We start from the raw sequence: 19,727 nt of genomic DNA on the forward strand, positions 1-19,727 counted from the left end.
TTTTGACGAAAAAAATCCGGGAAATGGGGATTTGGCGATGTTGTTGAGGGCGGCGCAATAAAAAGGCGGCCCGGAGGCCGCCGAAAGGTAGTGCAGTGAAGGGACCAGGGCCGGAGCGAAAACCGGCTCCGGCGCTGAATGGGACCAGTATAAAGGCGGACAGGCCCGGGAATAAATCGTTAATCCATTGTTGATTGATTGGTACGGCCTATGAGGTCCTGGTTCAGGGCATCCTCCAGCCACTGCCGCTCGAAGGCCCGGGCCGGCCATTCCCCCTCGCCCCGGGCCAGTTGCTGCTGCTGTTCGGGACTGATGGACAGGCCGTTTTGCAGCAGCACAAAGGCCTTGCGGCCGCCGTCGGTGTCGATAAAGCCGGCCAGGTTCTGCACATGGGCTATGGTGCCGGTCTTGGCCCGCACCCGTCCCTTGAGCGGCGGCTGGAGTACGCTGTTACGGTACTGGAGGGTGCCGCTTTCGCCGCTCACCGGCAGGGCGTCCACCAGCCAGCCGAGCTCGGGCCGGGCGGCCATGGTCTGCAGCACCGCCAGCAGATCCGCGGCGCGCAGCAGGTTGTGGGCCGACAGGCCGGAGCCGTCCGCCAGCCAGGCAGGACCCAAATCGATACCGGCCTGCTCGAGCAGGATGTCGCGCACCGCCTGGCTGCCGTTGCGAAAGCTGCCGGGCTGGCCGAAGCGCTCGGCGCCCAGGGTGCGCAGCAGGCTGTCGGCATGGAGGTTGTCGGAGTGGATCAGGATGCGCTGCACCAGTTCCCGCAGGGGCGGCGAGGCGTGGCTGGCGAGCACCGGCCAGTCGGCGGCTTGCTGGCGGCTGGCGTGGATCTCGCCGGAAAGCGCGATGCCGGCCTGGCCCAGGGCCCAGCGGCTGAGGGCCTGGCCCCAGGCGTCCAGATCCTGGATGGCGAAGCGCAGCGGCCAGGGCTCCTGGCGTGGCCCCGTGCAACCGCTGAGGTGATAACGGTTGGGCGGGCTCATCTCCACCTCCAGCTCGCAGAAGCGGGCCCGGCGCTCGGCCTCACCCAGCACCTCCACCTCGGCGCTGACCGACACCGGCTGGTGCGCCGGCACCGTAGCGCGGGCCGGCTGGCCGAGGCGGGCGTAGAGGGCGCCCTGCACGCAGTTCCTGTCCAGGATCAGCGCCGCCGGCGGTGCCGTGTAGCAGACCCCGAGGTCGTTCCAGGACCAGCCGTTGCCCCTGTCGTAGCCGCCGAAACGGGACTGGTTGAGCAGCAGGTTGCCGCTGATGCGGCGGATGCCGCTGCCGGCCAGCAGATCCCGCAGCTGCTCCCGGGTAAGGCTGGGATCGCCGACAAAGTCGATCAGCAGATCCCCTACCAGCAGGCCGTTTTCGAGCTGGCCCCGGTAGCGCAGCCGGGTTTCATAGCGCCAGTCGGGCCCCAGGGCCAGGGCGCCCGCCAGGCTGGTGAGCAGCTTCTGGGTGGAGGCGGGCTTGAGCAGCAGCTCGGGGTTGTGGCTCTGCTCGATACGGCCGCTGCCGAGGTCGGCCAGCAGCCAGGCGGCTTGGCCATGCTCCGGCGGCGTGGCCGCCCGGCTGCCGAAGGCCAGGACCAGTAGCATGGTCAGACCGGTGAATGCTTTTCTTGTCATCAGCGCGCTCTTCTTGTCTGTCGGATGTGTTTGTTCTGAGTTCGATCAGGATAATGGGCCAATCCCCAATCCCCAATCCCCAATCCCCAATCCTTACCCCAATTCGTGGGCGCGCCGGTAGCGGCCCTGGTAGTCGAAGATCTTCTCCTTCACCTGCCAGCCCCGTTTGTGCTTGCGGGCGATGACGAAGTCCGGGTGGCGAAAGCGCTCGGCGGCGGCTTCCACCTCGGCCAGGCCGGCGAAATCCGGCTCCAGGCCCGGGGCGGGCCAGTGGGGAGCCACGAAGTCCCGGAAAAAGCGGCCCTTGGGCCCCTTGGCGTCGAAGCCATACCATTGCACCAGCTCGGTGCCGTCCTCGTCGTGATAGGTCACCTTGAGCGCCGGGCCGAACTTGCCCTGCTCCGCCGCCAGCGTCATGCCGGCGCAGCGCAGCACCAGGGCGTCCTTCAGCGCCAGGGCTTCCTTCAGCTGCTTGTCCGGATCCACCAGCAACTGGCCGCAGTCGTGGCACTGGCGGGCGGCGATGTCGTTTTCCGCCAGGCACTGGGGGCAGGACTTGAAGCGAAAACGGTAGCCGCATTCCTCCCGCTGGCCCTCGTCGTCTTCGAACAGGCCCTGGCAGCGGCGGCCGAAGTGCTCCAGTACCCGGCCCTCGGCGTCGGTCTTGCCCCAGAAGATATTGGCGAAACCGCAGGCGGGGCAGGGCACCTGCACCTGGGTGCTGTCCGGATGGGGCCTGGGCTCGCCCACTTCGGGGGCGAAGAGGTCCATGTTGTTGCCCGCGTAATCCAGCACCAGGCAGTCGGTTTTACCGGGGCTGAGGCGCAGGCCCCGGCCCACTATCTGCTGGTACAGGGCCACCGACTGGGTGGGGCGCAGCATGGCGATCAGATCCACATGGGGGGCGTCGAAGCCGGTGGTGAGCACCGCCACATTGACCAGGAACTTCAGCTCCCGGGCCTTGAAGCGACGGATGATGGCGTCCCGCTCCGGGCCGGGGGTCTCGCCGGTGATCAGCGCGGTCTGCCCGGGCGGCAACAGGCCGGCCACCTCGGCGGCGTGGCGCACGGTGGCGGCGAAGATCATCACCCCTTGCCGGGACTCGGCGTAGTCCTGGATTTGCGCCACTATGTGGGGGGTGACCCGGGGCTGGCGGGCCAGTTCCCGATCCAGCGCCTGCTCGCTGAACAGCCCCTGTTCATACAGCCGGGAAAAGTCGTAGTGCACTACGGGGGCGTCCACCAGTTGCGGCGGGCACAGGTAGCCTTGCTTGATCATCAGCCGCAGCGGCAGCTCGAACAGGCAGTGTTTGAAAAAGCGCGGCGCACGGCTGCGCACCATGCCGTGGTGGTGGCTCTGGTAGATCCAGCCCAGCCCCAGACGGTAGGGAGTGGCGGTGAGCCCCAGCACCTTGAGCCTGGGATTGTCCCGACGCAGGTGGTTGACCACCTGCAGGTACTGGCTGTCATCGTTGTCCGACACCCGGTGGCACTCGTCGATCACCACCAGGCTGAAGCCGGAAAAGGCGTCCAGGTTGCGCGCCACCGACTGCACCGAGCCGAACACCACCTGGGTATGGGCCTGCTTTTGGCCCAGGCCGGCGGAGAAGATGGCCGCCTCCCGGCCGTAGGCGCTGTACTTGGCGTGGTTCTGCTCCACCAGCTCCTTGACATGGGCCAGCACCAGCACCCGGCCCCGGGCCAGGCGGGCCAGCTCGGCGATCACCAGGCTCTTGCCGGCGCCGGTGGGCAACACCAAAAGTCCCGGCTCGCTGTGGCGGCGGAAATAATCAAGAGTGCGATCCACCGCCTCCTGCTGATAGGGACGTAATGTAAACATTGTTCTCACCAAAGCTCGAAGCCCGAAATCCACACGTCGACTGTTACCTCCGCAATGCGAAGCACCAGCAGGGTTGCCTGCGCCGACACGCTGCGAGTACATCCATGTAGCGCTCGGCACATGCCATCCATGGCATGTGACGGTCGGCTACGGCAATCCCTGCTGTTGCTTCGTCAAGCAGCGGCGTTGCCTGTTGAATACCAACAGGCGGCCGAGAGCTCCATAAGGAGGGCAAAGGGTGTCTGCTTCGCCGCGCCCTTCGCGCCAAGGATGGCGCGACGGAGCCCCCAGGGAGGGGTTTACGGCGTGCCGGAGAAGCAGTTGCGCTTTGACCGACGCTTGGCACGGCCTGTCTGTCAGCAGATGCATCGTGAGACAAGTAGCAGGCCGATAATTCGGGCCTCACATTTGTCCCGGAATAGGGTATCTTTAGCCCCTATCGTTTGTAATAACCGAGGCAACCATTTCTATGATCATCAAACCCAAGGTCCGTGGCTTTATCTGCACCACCACCCACCCGGTCGGCTGTGAGGCGAATGTACGTGAGCAGATCGCCTACGTCAAAGGCAAGGGCAAACTGGAGCAGGGGCCGAAGAAGGTGCTGGTGATCGGCGCGTCCACCGGTTACGGCCTGGCTTCCCGCATCAACGCCGCCTTCGGCAGCGGCGCCGCCACCATCGGCGTTTTCTTCGAAAAGCCGGGCACCGAGAAGAAGACCGGCACCGCCGGCTGGTACAACGCCGCCGCCTTCGACAAGGCCGCCAAGGAAGAGGGCCTGTACGCCAAGAGCATCAACGGCGATGCCTTCTCCAACGAATGCCGCGACAAAGTGATTGAGCTGATCAAACAGGACCTGGGCCAGATCGATCTGGTGGTCTACTCCCTGGCCTCGCCGGTGCGCAAGCTGCCCGACAGCGGCGAAGTGGTGCGCTCCGCGCTCAAGCCCATCGGCGAGCCCTACCAGTCGGTGGCCCTCGACACCAACAAGGACGTGCTGGTGGAAGCCGTGGTCGAGCCGGCCAACGAGCAGGAAATTGCCGATACCATCCAGGTGATGGGCGGCCAGGACTGGGAACTGTGGATGAATGCCCTGGACGCCGCCGGCGTGCTGGCCGAGGGCGCCAAGTCGGTGGCCTATTCCTACATCGGCACCGATCTGACCTGGCCCATCTACTGGCACGGCACCCTGGGCAAGGCCAAGGAAGACCTGGACCGCGCCGCCCATGCCATCGACGCCAAACTGAAGGCCCGTGGCGGCAACGCCCATGTGGCGGTGCTCAAGTCGGTGGTGACCCAGGCCTCCGCCGCCATCCCGGTGATGCCGCTGTACATCTCCATGGCGTTCAAGGTGATGAAGGAGCAGGGCATCCACGAGGGCTGCATCGAGCAGATCCAGCGGCTGTTCCATGATCGTCTCTACAGCGGCCAGCCCGCCCCGGTGGACGAGCAGAACCGCCTGCGTCTGGACGACTGGGAGCTGCGCGACGAGGTGCAGAACGCCTGCCGCGAAATCTGGCAGCAGATCACCGACGACACCATCTATGAACTGACCGATTACCGGGGCTACAAGGACGAGTTCCTGCGCCTGTTCGGCTTCGGCCTGGCCGGTGTCGACTACGACGCCGACGTCAACCCGGAAGTGAATTTCGACGTGATCGAACTGGTGTAAACCGGTTTTTCCCCGCAAAAGCCCCGGCGACGGGGCTTTCTTGTTTAAAGGAGCAAGCTTATGCCCCACTGCGTCATCGAATACTCCACCACCCTGGGCCGCCAGCTCAGCCCCTCGGCCCTGGTGATGGCCGTCCACGAAGGTGCCCGCGACAGCGGCCTGTTCGGCGAGGCGGATATCAAGAGCCGGGCCATCGGCTACGACTACCACCACAGCGGCGGCCCCAGCCGGGATTTTGTGCACGCCACCCTGAAGATACTGTCGGGGCGCACGCCGGAGCAGAAACGGGCGTTGTCGGCCCGGGTGCTGGACGCCCTGGCCGGGCTCGGCCTCAAGGATATCTCCCTTACCGTGGACGTGGTCGACATGGAACGGGAGTGCTACGCCAAGCGCCTGGACTGAATCCGACAAAAGGGGTCCCAGGGCCGCCTTGGCGGCGTGGCGGGTCCCGGCCACAGGGAGTAGAGTGAAAGGGAAGTCCACCCGCAGGAGGTTCCATGAAAACTCGAATCACATTGGCCGCCCTCATGCTCGGCGGCCTGCTCGGCACGGCGCCGGCACTGGCCCAGCCTCCCGAAGGCCGGGGCCCGGGGCAGGCGCCCGGCCAGCAAAAGGACGCACAATGGCGTCAGGATGAGCACCGGGATCGGGACTGGGACAGGGAGCGCCGGCACGATAACGACCGTAGCTACCGGCGCGAGCCGGACATCGACGAACGGCTGCTGCGCAGCCTGTTCCGCGAGCACAGGGAGTGGATTGGGGTAGATCGCGCCGGTCTGCCGCCGGGTATTGCCAAAAACCTGCGCCGGGGTAAGCCGCTGCCGCCGGGCATTGCCAAAAACTTTGATCCGCGCCTGCGTGATCGGCTGCCCTACTACGAAGGCTACGAGTGGCGGCGGGTCGACAACAAGGCGGTGCTGGTGGAACTGGCCACCCAGAACGTGCGTTACATCCTCGAAGATATCCTCAACTGAGACCACTGCCGGCGGTCCGTACCGCCGGCAACTCGTCGGCCCGGCCCCGTCAGGGCCAGCGGCATACCCGATTGCGTCCCTGGTGCTTGGCCTGGTATAGCGCCTTGTCGGCCAGCGCCAGCCATTCCTGGTGATCTTTGGGCTGTTCGTCCAAGGGCGCCAGGCCCAGGCTGACGGTATAGCGCAGCACCAGCCCCTGGGTGAGCACTTCGGCCTCGGCCATGGTCCGGCGCAGGCGCTCGCAGATGGCCAGGGCGCCGTCCGCATCGGTCTCGGGCAGGATCAGGCCGAATTCCTCACCGCCGTAGCGTCCGGCCAGATCCGTATCACGCAGGCCGGCACGGGTGGTGGCGGCCACATGGCGGATCACCTCGTCGCCCGCCGGATGGCCGTGGGCGTCGTTGATGCGCTTGAAATGATCGATGTCGAACAACACCAGGCAGCAGGGCTGGCCGTAGCGGCGGTAACGGGCGAACTCGGCATGCAGCAGGTTTTCCCAGGCGCCGCGATTGAACAGGCCGGTGAGCCGGTCGGTCACGCTGAGTCGGGCCAGCTGTTCGTTGGCCTGCTCCAGCGCCAGCTTGCTGGTGGCAATATCGGTCACGTCGTAGACCATAAGGCAGACCCGGCGGATGGCGCCGTCGGGATCCGCCAGCGGACTCAGGGTCAGGTTCTGGAACATGTGGTCGTGGGTGCCGGTCACCGGGCGGCTGTTGCGAAAGGGAAACAGCCAGGGGCGTTGCTCCCAGCTGGTAAAGGCCCGGGTGTTGAGGGTGACCACGGTATCGACCTTGCGTTTCAGCCAGGCCCGGGGCAGTGTTGGAAAGAGGTTGAACAGGTTCTTTCCGCGCACGGCGGTCGCGGTGAGGCCACTGTGGTTTTCCATAAAGCCGTTCCACAGCTCGACCTGAAAATCCAGGTCCAGCACCACCAGGCCGATGTCGACCGACTCCAGCATGTCGATCAGCCAGTGAAAACTGTGGGCATCCTTGGTGCTCAGGGTCATGGCTTACTCCGTCAGGTAGGCCAGGCGCTGCTCCAGCCGGTGGACCGAGGCCTCGGTGAGCAGCACCAGCAGGTTGCAGTGGATCTGGTGGTGCTCCAGTACATAGGGGATCTCGATGCACAGGAGCTGTTCGCTCTGCCGGCTGTGGTGCTCCAGCAGGGTGGCGATGGGCCTGTGCCGGCCGAGCACGCCGGGGTGGCCCAGACCCAGTTGCAGATCGAGCTGATCGCCCAAGCCCTTGAGGAAGGCGCCGAACAGTATGCTCGACATGTCCATCAGCACTTCCACCTCCGGGGCCGAGGGGGTGTCCTCGTAGTGCAGCAGACGGGCCATTTCCTCCATCCCCGAGTCGGAAAACAGCAGCAGTGCCTCGCCGGACAAACCGGCGCCCACAAAGCCCTGGCAGACGGCGGAGAAACAGTCGCCGTCGGCGGCACTGATCGCCATGCTGAGCTCGGAGCGGGCAATGCGTGCCACCCGGGGGATGGGCTGATGCACAAAGGTATCGAGCAGGCGGGCCAGCAGATCCGAGGCCCTGCCCATGGCCACGTTGGCGATTTCCTGCAGGAAGTCGTGCAGCGGCAGCGGGCCGCCGGCGGCAATCGGGGCGGGGACGGGCAGGGGGGCGGCGCCGGGCTGGTAGAGGCCGTAGAGCTGCAACAGCCGGGCCAGGGCATCCCGATCGACGGGCTTGGCCATAAAGTCCATGGCTCCCAGCGCCTTGACCCGCCGGCGGGCTTCGGGCTGGATATCGCCCGACACCACCAGGGTCAGCACCGGCAGATCCTGGCGGCGGATGGCTTCCAGTACCGCAAAACCATCCAGCACCGGCATGTTGAGATCGAGCAACAGCAGGTCGGCCGGCGCCTGTCGTAGCTGCTCGAGGGCGTCCTGGCCGTGCTCGGCAAAACGCAGATCCACCGGCCAGTCCCCGGGCAGGGCCCGGGCCATTTGCTTGCGTGCCAGTGCCGAATCGTCGCAAATCAGGATACGGGTGCTCATGCCGTTGCGGGTTCGTCCTTGGTTGGAAAGGCCCTGTCCGGGGCCGTGTCATCAGCGGACGATTTAACCACAGGGCGGGCAGGGATGAAAGCACCGGCAAGGGAGCCGGCTGGCAAAATGCCACATCCGGCTCTCGTGCTGCAAGGGTCAGGGGGCGAGTTCGCAGCGGTTGCGGCCCAGTTCCTTGGCCCGGTACAGGGCCCGGTCGGCGGCATCGATCAGTTGGGTGCTGTCCTGGCCGGGCTGGAACTGGGCCACGCCGATGCTGACGGTAAAGGGCGGCAGCTCGGGATCCCTGAGTTCGGCAATCACCTGGCGCAGCCGTTCGGCCAGCACCAGCGCCTGCTCGGCGGGAGTTTCCGGGGTGATCAGCAAAAACTCCTCGCCGCCCCAGCGGCCGAACTGATCGCCCCGACGCAGGTGCCGGCGTATGGTCTGGCTGAGCAGGCGCAGGGCATGATCGCCGGCGTTGTGGCCGTGGTTGTCATTGAGCTGTTTGAAATGATCCACGTCCAGCAGCATCACGCTGAAGGCCCGCCGGTAGCGTTCGGCGTTGAATTGCTCCTGGGTCAGGCTTTGCTCCAGCCGGTAGCGGTTCCAGATGCCGGTCAGGGCATCGTACTGGGCCATGTGCCGGAGATGCTGGTTGGCCTCGGTCAGTTGGCGGTTGAGCCTGGCCATGCGCGCCGAACCTGCCAGTATGGCCAGGTCCTGGGCCAGATCCCGGGCCGCGTGCAACTGCTGCGCCTGCCACACCGGACTGTGGCCCCTGACCTGCTGCTGCCAGCGTGCGAAGGACGCGCGCGGGTTCAGGCGATACCCCTGTTCGGTGCGGGTCAGATCCTTTTCGGGGGCGCCGGCCCAGTTGATGATTTCTTCCTGTTCGAGGCGGAAAAACAACAGCCAGTCCGTTGACTGGCCCTGGTCCACCGTCAGCGGCAGGGCCAGCAGGCCGGCGAAGGCGTGCCGGCTGTCGAGCGAAAAGGGCAGATCGCGTTCGAGCTGATCCGAAAACCAGCTGCTGCGTCCGGGCAGGGCTGGGGTGAACTGTTGTTCCAGCCAGCCGGCAAGGCGGCGCAGGGACGCCTCCCCGGGCACTGTACCTGCGCACAGCCGCCGCTCCCCGCTCAGGTAGGCGCAGCCGGCGCTTTGCAGCAGCGCCAGCCAGTCGTCGGCACAGTGGCGGAACACCTCGCCGGGCCGGCTGTGCTGCCGCTGTACATGGTGCGCCAGCTGTTCGCGCAGCTGGTACAGGCGCTGCTGGTAGGCCAGTTGTTGCTGGGCATTGACCAGGAACAATCGCTGGCCGGCGAACTGCACCAGTTGCAGCAGCGCCTCGCGCCTGGCCGGAGCCAGGGTCAGGGCGCTGCCGTGGTGGCAGGCCACCAGGCCCCAGAGGCTGCCCTGGTGTACCAGGGCGACGGAGCAGGAGCCGGCCACCCCCATGTTTTGCAGGTATTGCACATGGAGGGGGGATACCGCCCTCAGTATGCCCCGGCTCATGTCGACCGCCGGCAGCCCCGGCCTGGCGCCCAGCAGGGCGACCGGTTGCTGGCGAATATCGTGGATCAGGCGCAGGGGATTTTTCAGGTACATGGCCCTGACCTGGGCGGGCAAGTCGCTGGCGGGGAAATGATGTCCCAGCAGGGGCGGCAGTTCGTCCATTCTGGCCTCGGCCACGACCTGGCCGTGCCAGTCGGGATCGAAGCGATAGACCATGACCCGGTCGAAACCGGTCAGCCGGCGGACTTCCTGTGCCAACACCCGGGTGACGGCTGTACTGTCGTGCTGCTGCAGCAGGCGGCCGAAGGCCAGCTCCAGGCCGGTGGCGCCATCGGGGCGCCGGACATCGTCCCTGGGCTCGATTTCGAGCACCACGAAGGGATCGCTGCGGTAGGCCAGGATATGATGCCGGGCCGACTGATACTGGGCCGAGTCCTGTTCAAGCAGCGCCCGGGCCAGTTCGTACAGGGCCTCGGGCAACAGCTGGCCGGGGCTGGCCCGCAGGCACTGCTCCGGGCTCAGGCCGAAATGAGCGGGGGCATTGGCGCTGAGCTGCTCCACCCGGGTCAGTTCGGCGTTCAGTACCAGCATGATGCCGAACGGCTGTATACTGCCGGGAATATGGATGGGCTCGCTTTCGCAGTGGGCGAGCGCCGCTTCCAGCGGTGTCGGTTCTGGGGCCTGGCTCATCGCGGCTCCTGGTGGTGGGAAAGGGGGGCAAGATCGAGCAGATGCCGGTACAGTCCGTCGAACACCTCACAGGCCTGGGACAGCACCGGACCTGGCCTGGCCCCGAGCTCCTGGTGTTGCAGCAGCTCGCAAAAGGCCGGCCAGTCCCGGGGCCGGCGTCGGCACAGGTGAAAAAAACGGCCGCCGTGATCGCCGTCCAGCCCGAGCCTGGCCAGGCGGGGGGCGATGACCCGGCCACCCTGGCTGGCCCCTTCCAGCACATAGAGGGTGCCCAGCAGCGCCTCCCAGCCGGTCGGCTGGGGGGGCAGCTGGCGGCAGGGCAGGGGCTCACCGGCGCCCAGGTCCTGCAGATCCTGCAGCAGCAGGGGCGTGCGCGGCATAAAAGCATAGCCGCCGGCGGGCAGCAGAGCGAGGGCGGGCGCCAGGGCCTGCTCCAGCGGCTGGTAAAAGCCGGCGAAGGCGGCCACCAGCCGGCCATAGTGCTCCCGGCTCAGGTCCCGCTCCAGCAGGGCGGCGAGCCAGGGATGACGCTCCAGCTGGCGGTGGCCATCACGGGTGGCCTGGCGCAGCTGCGTCAGCAGGGAAGGCGGGGCTGGTTTTGGATTCAAGCAGACCTCGGATAAGCGGGCTTTGCCATGGGGCACAGAGTAAGACCATACTCCGGTCGATACCATTATTCAATTTTGATTAACCATTAACCTTTTGATACTACTTGCTTTTTAATTTGTCCCTCCGCACCCTTGGCCAGGCTGGCCGCAGGCGCGGGACAGGGCCTTGCAGAGGATATAGGACCCAAGATGCGCGATTTCTTTTCCATGGCCCGCTGGATGCCGGGTCTGGTGGCCCTGCTCGGTTACCAGCGAGCCTGGTTGCTGGCGGACCTGAGGGCGGGGTTGTCGGTGGCGGCAGTGGCCCTGCCGGTGGCCATCGCCTATGCGGAGCTGGCCGGCGTGGGCGCCGTGGTCGGCCTGTATTCCTGTATCCTGCCCATGCTGATCTATGCCCTGTTCGGTACCTCCCGCCAGCTGATTGTGGGACCGGACGCCGCCACCTGCGCGGTGATCGCCGCCGTGGTCACGCCGCTGGCGGCGGGCGACGCCACCCGCCACTGGCAACTGGTGATGACCATGACCGCCATGACCGGCATCTGGTGCCTGGTCGCCAGCCGCTTCAAGCTGGGGGTGCTGGCCGACTTTTTGTCCCGGCCCATCTTGCTCGGGCTGTTGAACGGCGTGGCCATCACCATCATGGTTGGCCAGCTGTCGAGCATTTTCGGCTTTACTTTTGACGAGTCCGAACTTATCGAGCGCATTGCCGCCACCCCCAACTACCTGTCGTTGCTGCACTGGCCGACCCTGGGCGTCAGCCTGCTGACCCTGGCACTGATGCTGGCCTGCCGGCGGCTGCGTCCCCAGTGGCCGAGCAGCCTGCTGGCGTTGGCGCTGGCGGCCGCCCTGTTGTGGGGGGTGGGACCCGAGCGCAGCGGTATCGCCGTGGTAGGCGCCATCAGCGGCGGCATCCCCGAGTTCCAGTTGCCGGAGTTTCCCCCCGGGTTGATGCGCGAGCTGGTGCTGCCGGCCCTAAACCTGGCCATGGTGAGCTTTGTGTCCATGATGCTCACCGCCCGCAGCTTTGCCGCCAAGAATGGCTATGATATCGATGCCGACAAGGAGTTTCGTGCCCTCGGCATGGCCAATCTGGCCTCGGCTTTTTCCCAGGGATTTGCCATCAGCGGCGCCGACTCGCGCACTGCGGTCAACGATGCCAACGGCGGAAAAAGCCAGCTGGTGTCCATAGTGGCGGCCACCGTGATTGCCCTGGTCACCTTCTTGCTGACGTCGCCGCTGCAATACATCCCCACGGCGGCGCTCGGCATTGTGCTGGTGATGGCGTCATGGTCGCTGATCGACCTGCGTGGCCAGTGGGCGCTGCGCCAGTCGGACAGCGCCGCCTTCTGGCTGGCCTGGATCACCTTTGTCAGTGTGCTGTTTATGGGGGTCATTCCCGGCATCACCCTGGCGGTGCTGCTCGGCCTGTTCCAGTTTTTGCGCAATGTCATGCGCCCCACAGACCAGTTGATGGGCATGAACGAAGAAGGCGTGGTGCATACCCTGGGCCACAACGAGGAAGTCAAGGCGGTGACCGGCGTGCTGATTTACCGCTTCAACTCGCCGCTGACCTATTTCAACGCCTCCTATTTCAAGCGGCGGGTGCTGATGCTGATCAACGGCGAACAGGCCCAGCCCAACTGCCTGATTATCGACGCTGTTTCCTGCTTTACCCACCAGGATATCAGCGTGATGAGCATGGTGGGCGAACTGCACAAGGAGCTGAGGCGGCGCGGTATCCACATGGTGATGGCCGGGCGGCGTGGCCAGGTCAGCCACTGGCTGCAGCAGGCGGGGATCCGGGTTGGCGAGGAGGGCATACTGGTGTATCCGGATTTGTACCAGGCCCTGCGCATGACCCGGTGCTACCAGGACAGGCCCGATCCGGCCGTGCCCCAGGCCTCCGGGGAGGATACCGGCACGGCGGAGCCGGACCGGGAACGGCTGGCACCGGCGCCGCAGTGGGTGGAATCCTGATGCTGCCCGGGTTGCGCCTGCTGTGGTTGCCGCCTCCCGCCGTCATGGCGCTGACGGGCGGCCTGATGTGGCTGACCCGGTGGCTGGCGGAGCCGTCCTCCTCGCCCTGGACGCCCTGGCTGGCGCTGCCGCCGCTGGCGGCAGGCCTGCTGTTGATGGGCCTGGCGGTGCACGCGCTGCGGCGGGCCGGCACCACTGTGCTGCCGTTTGATCCGCAACAGGCCAGCCGGCTGGTGACCGAGGGCGTGTTCGGCTGTTCACGCAATCCCATTTACCTCGGCGATCTGCTGTTGCTGCTGGCGTGGGGGGCCTGGCTGGGGTACTGGCCGGCGTTCGCCTGGCTGGCCGGTTTTGTCGTGTATATGAACCGGGTGCAGATAGCGGCGGAGGAAGCGGCGCTGGCCGGGCGTTTCGGGGCGGCCTATCAGGCCTACCGGGCACGGGTCCGGCGCTGGCTCTAGTCCGCCAAGAGGTGCTTGCGGGCGCGCGCTTGGATCCTTACACTGGCCGTTTTTTAGCGGCGAGCCCGCCCGCGGGAGGAAAACAGGCCCATGACAGCAGATCACGGCGGCACTCGCCTGAACAAATTCATCAGTGAAACCGGCATTTGCTCACGCCGGGAGGCCGATCGGCTGATCGAGCAGGGCGCCGTGGCGGTGAACGGCCAGGCGGCGGGCATGGGCGTCAAGGTAACGGCAAACGACAGGGTCACCATCAACGGCAAGCCCCTGCGCGCCAGGCCCAGGCCGGTCTATCTGGTGTACAACAAGCCCGTCGGCATTACCTGCACCACTGACCAGGCCATTCCCGGCAATATTGTCGATGCGGTCAGCTATCCTGCCCGCATCTTTCCCATTGGCCGGCTCGACAAGCCTTCCTGCGGCCTGATCCTGCTGACCAATGACGGCGATATCGTCAACAAGATATTGCGTGCCGGCAACGCTCACGAAAAGGAATACATCGTTTCGGTGGACAAGCCCGTGACCGATGATTTCGTGGCCAAAATGGCCGCTGGGGTGCCCATTCTCGACACCGTGACCAAGCCCTGCAAGGTCAGGAAAATCGGTCCGCGCAGCTTCAACATCATTCTTACCCAGGGGCTGAACCGACAGATCCGGCGCATGGCCCACTACCTGGGATTTGAAGTGACCAGCCTGAAGCGGGTAAGGATCATGAACATTTCCCTGGACGGGCTCGGAAACGGCCAGTGGCGGGAAGTCACTCCCCGGGAGCTGGGCGAGATCAACCGCCTGCTGCAGGGCTCGAGCAAAACCGAGGAAGCCTCCCGCCTGGATACTCCCAAAGCGGCCCGCCGGGGGCCGAAAACGGGGCCGGGCAAGGCGGCTCCGGGGCGGCGTCCGGCCAGCTTGGGCCGGGAGCGCCCCGCCGCCGGCAAGGGCGGCAGGGCGGGGAACGCCGGCCGGCGTGGCCGCTAGCCGGGCTGTGGTGTGCCCGCAGGAGCTGTGGTGACCAGGTGGAAATGCTTTTTGCCCCGGCACAATACCAGGTAGCGCTGGTGCAGGGGTGCAACGCCGGCCAGGCTGTCGCCTTCGGCGCGCCGACCATTTAGGCTGATCGCCCCCTGGACGATCAGCTCCCTGGCCTGGCGCCTGGAGCCGGCCAGCCCGGCGGCGACCAACAGCGCCACCAGCGAGTCCGCCGAGTCCACCTGCGTCATGGGGATACCGTCCAGCTCCAGTTGGGAGAACTCGGCCGGGCCCAGCCGGCCAAGCTGTCCCGAGAACAGTGCCGAGCTTATCCGTTCCACGCCGCGCAGCGCTGCCTCGCCGTGCACCAGCCGGGTCAGCTCCCGGGCCAGCACACCCTGGGCCCTGGGCTTGCCACCTTGCCGGTCCTCCGCTTCCAGGGCGGTGATTTCCGCCAGCGGGAGAAAGCTGTAGTAACGCAGCAGGCGGTGGATATCCGCGTCGGCGGTGTTGAGCCAGAACTGGTAGAAGGCGTAGGGCGAGGTCCTGGCCGGATCCAGCCAGACGGTGCCGCTTTCGGTCTTGCCGAACTTGGTGCCGTCTGCCTTGGTGATGAGCGGCAGGGTCAGGCCGAACACCCGTTGCCGGTTGAGCCGGCGTACCAGATCGATGCCGCCGGTGATGTTGCCCCACTGATCGTTGCCGCCGAGCTGCAGGGTACAGCCCTGCTCCCGGTTGAGCACGGCGAAATCGTAGGCCTGCAGCAGGGAGTAGGAAAACTCGGTGAACGACAGCCCCTGCTCGGGCCGGGCCAGCCGCTGGCGGACCGACTCCCGGGCCATCATGGCATTGACCGAAAAATGCTTGCCGATATCCCGCAGAAAGCCGAGCACGTCCATGCCGGCCACCCAGTCGCGGTTGTTGACCAACCGGACCCCGTCATCGCCGTCCGCGTCCAGCAGCCGGACGATTTGTCCGCCCAGCCCGTTTACCCAGCCCTGCACCGTTTGGGCATCGTTCAGGCTGCGCTCCGTGGCCTTGAAGCTGGGATCGCCTATCATGCCGGTGGCGCCGCCGATCAGGGCCACCACCCGGTGACCGGCCTGGCGGAAACGGCGCAACATCAGCAGGGGCACCAGGTGGCCGATATGCAGGCTGCCGGCGGTGGGATCGAAACCGCAGTACAGGGTACGGGGTCCGGCGTCGAGATGGGCTCCCAGGGCGGCGTCGGACTGTTGGGCGACAAGGCCGCGCCGGTGCAGTTGATCGAGCAGGGAAGATGTCATGCTTGGCTCCGTTGGCAAAAGCCCTATGCTGGCCGGTACGGGGCGGTGTCGGTATGTCCTTTTCGGGACGGTTTGCGATAATGGCGGCTTCCACTTCCTTGACACCCACGCCATGAACCCCCTGGATGAAACCCTGCTGACCCGGGCGATCGAGGCCCTGGGCAGCGCCACTTTTCCCCGAGCCCTGGCGGGATTGCTGCAATCCCTGATCGACTGCGACTGCCTGCTGATGGTGGGCTATCGCCAGGGCGGACCCGCCGTTTACCTCTATGACAACCTGAGTCGGCGACGGGAGCTGCTGTTTCAGCGTTACCTCAATGGCCTTTACACCGAGGATCCCTTCTGCCGGGCGCTGAGCGCCGGTCTGGAGCCGGGAGTCTATTCCCTGCGCGGCCTGGCGGCTGAGCAGGGCATGAGCCCCCGTTATCTGGCGGATTTTTACCGGGATACCGGCTGGCGGGAGGAGCTGGGGCTGGTGATCCGGCTCAGCCATGGCCAATGGCTGATGATGTTTATGGGCCGGCTGCAACCCCGGCCCTTCGGTCTGGTGGAGCAGGCGGGCCTGCGCCGCCGCCTGCCGTTGCTGGAGGCCCTGTGCCGGCGGCACTGGCCTGCCGGTACGGCTCCGCTGGCGCTGGCGCCGCCCGGTGGCCTCGACATGGAGCAGCGGGTGCAGGCGGCGCTGGCCAGCTTTGGACGAGGCCGGCTGACCCGGCGCGAAGCTCAGGTAGCCGCCCTGCTGGTGCAGGGCATGGACAACGAGGCCATTGCCGCCAGCCTGGGCATAGGTGAGGGCACGGTCAAAAATCATCGCAAGCATCTCTATGCCAAGCTTGGCGTCGACTCCCGTTCCGCCCTGTTCGCGCGTTTTCTCAGCCATCTGATCACCGCGGCAGGGATCCCCTGAACCGGGCCTGCCCACAGGTTGCACCTGGTCCTGCCGGGGACGGCCAGGCTAACGCCCTGTCCACTCGCTCAAGGCCCCCCGCCGGGTGTATACTGGCCGCCACTTCGGGCGATATCGACAAGGACAAAGGGGACGCAGGTCATGATCCCAAGGTTAGCGCTGCAACAGCAGACAACCCCCACCTATTATTCATTTCTTGAGGCGCTGGCCGACAGCGGTTTTCGCGGCGACATCGAGCGCAGCTATGCCAGCCGGCTGGCGGTGGCCACCGACAACAGCGTGTATCAGTGCCTGCCTCAGGCGGTGGTATTTCCCCGTTCATCCCAGGATCTGGTGGTGATGCTGGGCCTGGCCGCGAAAGACGCCTACAAGGACATTCGCTTTTCGCCCCGGGGCGGCGGCACCGGCACCAATGGTCAGTCTCTCAACGACAACATAGTGGTGGACCTGTCCCGGCACATGACTCAGCTGCTGACCCTGGACGCCGACGGCCGCCGGGTGCGCATTCAGACCGGCATGGTCAAGGACCGGCTCAACCAGCTGGTGGCGCCCCACGATCTGTTCTTCTCGCCGGACTTGTCTACCAGCAACCGGGCCACAGTGGGCGGCATGATCAATACCGATGCCTCCGGCCAGGGCTCGCTGGTTTACGGCAAAACCTCGGATCACGTGCTCGGCGTGACCGCCGTGCTGGTGGACGGCACCCTGATTGAAACCGGCCCGGTCTCCGGCGAGGCGCTGAACCAGAAGCTGGAGGAAGACAGCCGGGAAGGAGAGCTGTATCGCTGTGTGTATCACAGCGTCACCGGCAACGCCGGGGAAATTGAGCGACGCTTTCCCAAACTGAACCGCTTTCTCACCGGCTACGATCTGAAACACGTTTACGACAAGCCTACCCATACCCTGGATCTGACCCGCATTCTGTGCGGCTCGGAAGGGTCGCTTGCCTTCATTACCGAAGCCTGGCTGGATCTCACTCCCATTCCCAAGTACCGCACCCTGGTCAACGTCAAGTACGACAGCTTTGAATCGGCCCTGCGCAACGCGCCGCTGATGGTGGAAGCCAAGGCGCTGTCGGTGGAAACCGTGGACTCCAGGGTGCTCAACCTGGCCCGGCAAGACATCGTTTGGCACTCGGTGAGCGATCTTATTCAGGACGTGCCCGGCAAAGTGATGGACGGCCTCAACATGGTGGAATACGCCGACCAGGACGAGACCGCCCAGCGGGAAAAAGTCGAGGCGCTGTGCCGGCGGCTCGACGGCCTGATTGAACGAGGCGAGGCCGGGGTGATCGGCTATCAGGTGTGCGACGATCTTTCGTCCATTAACCGCATCTACGGCATGCGCAAAAAGGCGGTGGGCCTGTTGGGTAATACCCAGGGTCGCAAAAAGCCGGTGGCCTTTGTGGAAGACACCGCCGTGCCCCCGGAGCACCTGGCCGATTACATCATGGAATTCCGCCAGCTGCTGGACGATCACGGCCTGCAATACGGCATGTTCGGCCACGTGGATGCCGGCGTGCTGCATGTGCGGCCGGCCCTGGACATGGTCGATCCCGAGCAGGAAGTCATGCTGCGGCGTATTTCCGACCAGGTCAATGCGCTCACCGCCAAATACGGCGGCCTGATGTGGGGCGAGCACGGCAAGGGCTTTCGTTCCGAATACAGCCCCACCTTCTTTGGCGAGGTGCTGTTTACCGAGCTGCGCCGCATCAAGTCGGCCTTTGACCCCTTTAACCGGCTGAACCCGGGCAAGATCTGCACCCCGCTGGACAGCCTGGAGCAGCTGGTGTCGGTGGACGCCACCAAGCGCGGCTATTTCGACCGGCAAATTCCGGTGCATGTGCGCGACGGCTTTACCCAGGCCATGGACTGCAACGGCAACGGCCTGTGCTTTGACTTCGATGTGCGCTCACCCATGTGTCCGTCCATGAAGCTCTCCGCCGACCGCCGTCACTCCCCCAAGGGCCGGGCCGGCCTGGTGCGGGAGTGGCTGCGTCAGCTCTCGGCCCAGGGCTTTGATCCCATGGCCGGCGAGGCGGCCGCCATGAGCCGGGGCACCAGTGTCAAGAACATGGTGCTGCGTATCAAGCACACCCTCGACAAGCGCCGGGGCGAATACGACTTCTCCCATGAAGTGAAAGAGGCGATGGACGGCTGTCTGGCGTGCAAGGCCTGCTCCAGCCAGTGCCCGATCAAGGTGGACGTGCCCACCTTCCGGGCCCGTTTTCTGCAGCTCTACTACCAGCGCTACCAGCGTCCGCCAAGGGATTATCTGGTGTCCTGGGTGGAAACCTATACTCCTTGGATGGCAAAAGCCCCGGGCCTGTTCAACCCCATCATGAACCACAAGTGGCTGCAGGGCGGTACCTCCTCACTGCTGGGCATGGTGGACATGCCGGCCCTTAGCCAGCCCAGCCTGAAAAAACGCCTGGGCAAGGGCCCGGCGGCGCAATTCGACCTGGAGCAGTTGCAAGCGCTGGGCGACGAAGAACGGGCCAATACCCTGCTGGTGGTGCAGGATCCCTTTACCTCCTTCTACGACGCCGGCGTGGTGCACGATCTGGTGCGGCTGGCCACGGCGCTGGGCTTTAATCCGGTGGTGCTGCCGTTCAAGCCCAATGGCAAGCCGGCTCACGTGAAGGGCTTTTTGCGCCGCTTTGCCGGCATGGCCGCCGACAGTGCCCAGTTCCTCAACCGGCTGGCCCGGCTCAATATTCCCATGGTGGGCGTGGATCCGTCTTTGGTGCTCTGTTACCGGGATGAATATGCCAAGGTGCTGGGCCCGTCCCGGGGCGATTTTGAGGTGCTGCTGCCCCAGGAGTGGCTGCTGACCGTGCTGGAGCAAATACCGGCCCGGGAAGTGACGGGTGAGCCCTGGCACCTGTTTGCCCACTGCACCGAAAAAACCGCCAAACCCACCACCCACCAGGACTGGAGCCGCATTTTCAGTCACCTGGGAGCAACGCTTAACGCCGTGCCCGTGGGCTGCTGCGGCATGGCCGGCACCTATGGTCACGAGCGGGAGCACGCCGAGGGCTCCCGTACCCTGTTTGCCATGAGCTGGGCCGAGCCCATGAGCAAGCTGCCCCGGCAACGCTGCCTGGCCACCGGCTTTTCCTGCCGCAGTCAGGTCAAGCGCATCGAGGGCGAGGGCATCCGACATCCGGTGCAGGCTCTGCTAAGCTTGTTGGCGTAACGCAACGAGGAGAAGC

General features: G+C 65.5%; 15 protein-coding genes. 8 read left to right on the forward strand and 7 right to left on the reverse strand.

The window, feature by feature from the left end:
* Nucleotides 1-179 precede the first annotated feature (179 nt).
* Complete coding sequence (gene dacB / locus C7I36_RS11405; RefSeq protein ID WP_106453834.1) at nucleotides 180-1,625, reverse strand: D-alanyl-D-alanine carboxypeptidase/D-alanyl-D-alanine endopeptidase; 1,446 nt, start codon at nucleotides 1,623-1,625, stop codon at nucleotides 180-182.
* A 93-nt stretch (nucleotides 1,626-1,718) separates the two neighbouring features.
* The gene (gene radD / locus C7I36_RS11410) at nucleotides 1,719-3,464 is read right to left on the reverse strand and encodes a DNA repair helicase RadD (protein WP_106453835.1); all 1,746 of its coding nucleotides are present in this window, start codon (nucleotides 3,462-3,464) and stop codon (nucleotides 1,719-1,721) included.
* A gap of 469 nt (nucleotides 3,465-3,933) precedes the next feature.
* Here radD and fabV point away from each other — a divergent pair, with 469 nt between their 5' ends.
* From fabV to C7I36_RS11425, 3 genes are all read left to right on the forward strand, one after another.
* The gene (gene fabV / locus C7I36_RS11415; RefSeq protein ID WP_106453836.1) at nucleotides 3,934-5,133 is read left to right on the forward strand and encodes an enoyl-ACP reductase FabV; all 1,200 of its coding nucleotides are present in this window, start codon (nucleotides 3,934-3,936) and stop codon (nucleotides 5,131-5,133) included.
* 60 nt (nucleotides 5,134-5,193) lie between these two features.
* Nucleotides 5,194-5,535: a 5-carboxymethyl-2-hydroxymuconate Delta-isomerase gene (locus C7I36_RS11420; protein ID WP_106453837.1), complete on the forward strand. Its 342-nt coding sequence runs from the start codon at nucleotides 5,194-5,196 to the stop codon at nucleotides 5,533-5,535.
* Between the two features lie 95 nt (nucleotides 5,536-5,630).
* Nucleotides 5,631-6,107: an anti-virulence regulator CigR family protein gene (locus tag C7I36_RS11425; protein WP_106453838.1), complete on the forward strand. Its 477-nt coding sequence runs from the start codon at nucleotides 5,631-5,633 to the stop codon at nucleotides 6,105-6,107.
* 49 nt (nucleotides 6,108-6,156) lie between these two features.
* On the opposite strand, the gene C7I36_RS11430 is transcribed toward C7I36_RS11425, so the two are convergent.
* The 4 genes from C7I36_RS11430 to C7I36_RS11445 form a co-directional block, all read right to left on the reverse strand.
* Nucleotides 6,157-7,113, reverse strand: a complete 957-nt coding sequence (locus C7I36_RS11430; RefSeq protein WP_106453839.1) for a sensor domain-containing diguanylate cyclase — start codon at nucleotides 7,111-7,113, stop codon at nucleotides 6,157-6,159.
* 3 nt (nucleotides 7,114-7,116) lie between these two features.
* Nucleotides 7,117-8,115, reverse strand: coding sequence for a response regulator (locus tag C7I36_RS11435; protein WP_106453840.1), 999 nt, complete (start codon nucleotides 8,113-8,115; stop codon nucleotides 7,117-7,119).
* A gap of 147 nt (nucleotides 8,116-8,262) precedes the next feature.
* Nucleotides 8,263-10,308 (reverse strand): sensor domain-containing diguanylate cyclase, encoded by a 2,046-nt coding sequence (locus C7I36_RS11440; protein ID WP_106453841.1) that lies wholly within the window; start codon nucleotides 10,306-10,308, stop codon nucleotides 8,263-8,265.
* Complete coding sequence (locus tag C7I36_RS11445; protein WP_181256357.1) at nucleotides 10,305-10,916, reverse strand: biliverdin-producing heme oxygenase; 612 nt, start codon at nucleotides 10,914-10,916, stop codon at nucleotides 10,305-10,307. The genes C7I36_RS11440 and C7I36_RS11445 overlap by 4 nt, the downstream gene beginning before the upstream one ends.
* A 189-nt stretch (nucleotides 10,917-11,105) precedes the next feature.
* Here C7I36_RS11445 and C7I36_RS11450 point away from each other — a divergent pair, with 189 nt between their 5' ends.
* The 3 genes from C7I36_RS11450 to rluF all read left to right on the forward strand — a co-directional run bounded on the left by C7I36_RS11450 (nucleotide 11,106) and on the right by rluF (nucleotide 14,329).
* Nucleotides 11,106-12,893 carry a SulP family inorganic anion transporter gene (locus C7I36_RS11450; protein ID WP_106453843.1) on the forward strand — a complete coding sequence of 596 codons (1,788 nt, stop codon included), beginning with the start codon at nucleotides 11,106-11,108 and terminating at the stop codon, nucleotides 12,891-12,893.
* On the forward strand, nucleotides 12,893-13,354 hold the full coding sequence (locus C7I36_RS11455; protein ID WP_106453844.1) for a methyltransferase family protein: 462 nt from the start codon (nucleotides 12,893-12,895) through the stop codon (nucleotides 13,352-13,354). Before C7I36_RS11450 ends, C7I36_RS11455 begins: the two co-directional genes overlap by 1 nt.
* A gap of 90 nt (nucleotides 13,355-13,444) precedes the next feature.
* Entirely contained in the window at nucleotides 13,445-14,329 is an 885-nt protein-coding gene (gene rluF, locus C7I36_RS11460; protein WP_106453845.1) for a 23S rRNA pseudouridine(2604) synthase RluF, read from the forward strand.
* Here the strand turns inward: rluF and tyrS are convergent.
* Nucleotides 14,326-15,606 carry a tyrosine--tRNA ligase gene (tyrS, locus tag C7I36_RS11465; RefSeq protein ID WP_106453846.1) on the reverse strand — a complete coding sequence of 427 codons (1,281 nt, stop codon included), beginning with the start codon at nucleotides 15,604-15,606 and terminating at the stop codon, nucleotides 14,326-14,328. The two genes, rluF and tyrS, sit on opposite strands and share 4 nt — an antisense overlap.
* Before the next feature lie 112 nt (nucleotides 15,607-15,718).
* Here tyrS and C7I36_RS11470 point away from each other — a divergent pair, with 112 nt between their 5' ends.
* Both C7I36_RS11470 and ydiJ read left to right on the forward strand, forming a co-directional pair.
* A complete protein-coding gene (locus C7I36_RS11470) occupies nucleotides 15,719-16,513 on the forward strand; it encodes a helix-turn-helix transcriptional regulator (protein ID WP_106453847.1) in 795 nt (264 codons plus the stop codon).
* A gap of 141 nt (nucleotides 16,514-16,654) precedes the next feature.
* Nucleotides 16,655-19,711, forward strand: a complete 3,057-nt coding sequence (gene ydiJ, locus C7I36_RS11475) for a D-2-hydroxyglutarate dehydrogenase YdiJ (protein ID WP_106453848.1) — start codon at nucleotides 16,655-16,657, stop codon at nucleotides 19,709-19,711.
* Nucleotides 19,712-19,727 lie beyond the last annotated feature (16 nt).

It is taken from the genome of Zobellella taiwanensis (assembly GCF_003012795.1).
Taxonomy (GTDB): Bacteria; Pseudomonadota; Gammaproteobacteria; order Enterobacterales; family Aeromonadaceae; genus Oceanimonas; species Oceanimonas taiwanensis.

Excerpts from the sequence above, each read along its gene's own strand:
- C7I36_RS11430 (WP_106453839.1), bottom strand. The coding sequence starts at position 7,113 with ATGACCCTGAGCACCAAGGATGCCCACAGTTTTCACTGGCTGATCGAC.
- C7I36_RS11470 (WP_106453847.1), top strand. The coding sequence starts at position 15,719 with ATGAACCCCCTGGATGAAACCCTGCTGACCCGGGCGATCGAGGCCCTG.
- C7I36_RS11455 (WP_106453844.1), top strand. The coding sequence starts at position 12,893 with ATGCTGCCCGGGTTGCGCCTGCTGTGGTTGCCGCCTCCCGCCGTCATG.
- rluF (WP_106453845.1), top strand. The coding sequence starts at position 13,445 with ATGACAGCAGATCACGGCGGCACTCGCCTGAACAAATTCATCAGTGAA.
- radD (WP_106453835.1), bottom strand. The coding sequence starts at position 3,464 with ATGTTTACATTACGTCCCTATCAGCAGGAGGCGGTGGATCGCACTCTT.
- C7I36_RS11450 (WP_106453843.1), top strand. The coding sequence starts at position 11,106 with ATGCGCGATTTCTTTTCCATGGCCCGCTGGATGCCGGGTCTGGTGGCC.
- ydiJ (WP_106453848.1), top strand. The coding sequence starts at position 16,655 with ATGATCCCAAGGTTAGCGCTGCAACAGCAGACAACCCCCACCTATTAT.
- C7I36_RS11420 (WP_106453837.1), top strand. The coding sequence starts at position 5,194 with ATGCCCCACTGCGTCATCGAATACTCCACCACCCTGGGCCGCCAGCTC.
- C7I36_RS11440 (WP_106453841.1), bottom strand. The coding sequence starts at position 10,308 with ATGAGCCAGGCCCCAGAACCGACACCGCTGGAAGCGGCGCTCGCCCAC.
- fabV (WP_106453836.1), top strand. The coding sequence starts at position 3,934 with ATGATCATCAAACCCAAGGTCCGTGGCTTTATCTGCACCACCACCCAC.
- C7I36_RS11435 (WP_106453840.1), bottom strand. The coding sequence starts at position 8,115 with ATGAGCACCCGTATCCTGATTTGCGACGATTCGGCACTGGCACGCAAG.
- C7I36_RS11425 (WP_106453838.1), top strand. The coding sequence starts at position 5,631 with ATGAAAACTCGAATCACATTGGCCGCCCTCATGCTCGGCGGCCTGCTC.
- tyrS (WP_106453846.1), bottom strand. The coding sequence starts at position 15,606 with ATGACATCTTCCCTGCTCGATCAACTGCACCGGCGCGGCCTTGTCGCC.
- dacB (WP_106453834.1), bottom strand. The coding sequence starts at position 1,625 with ATGACAAGAAAAGCATTCACCGGTCTGACCATGCTACTGGTCCTGGCC.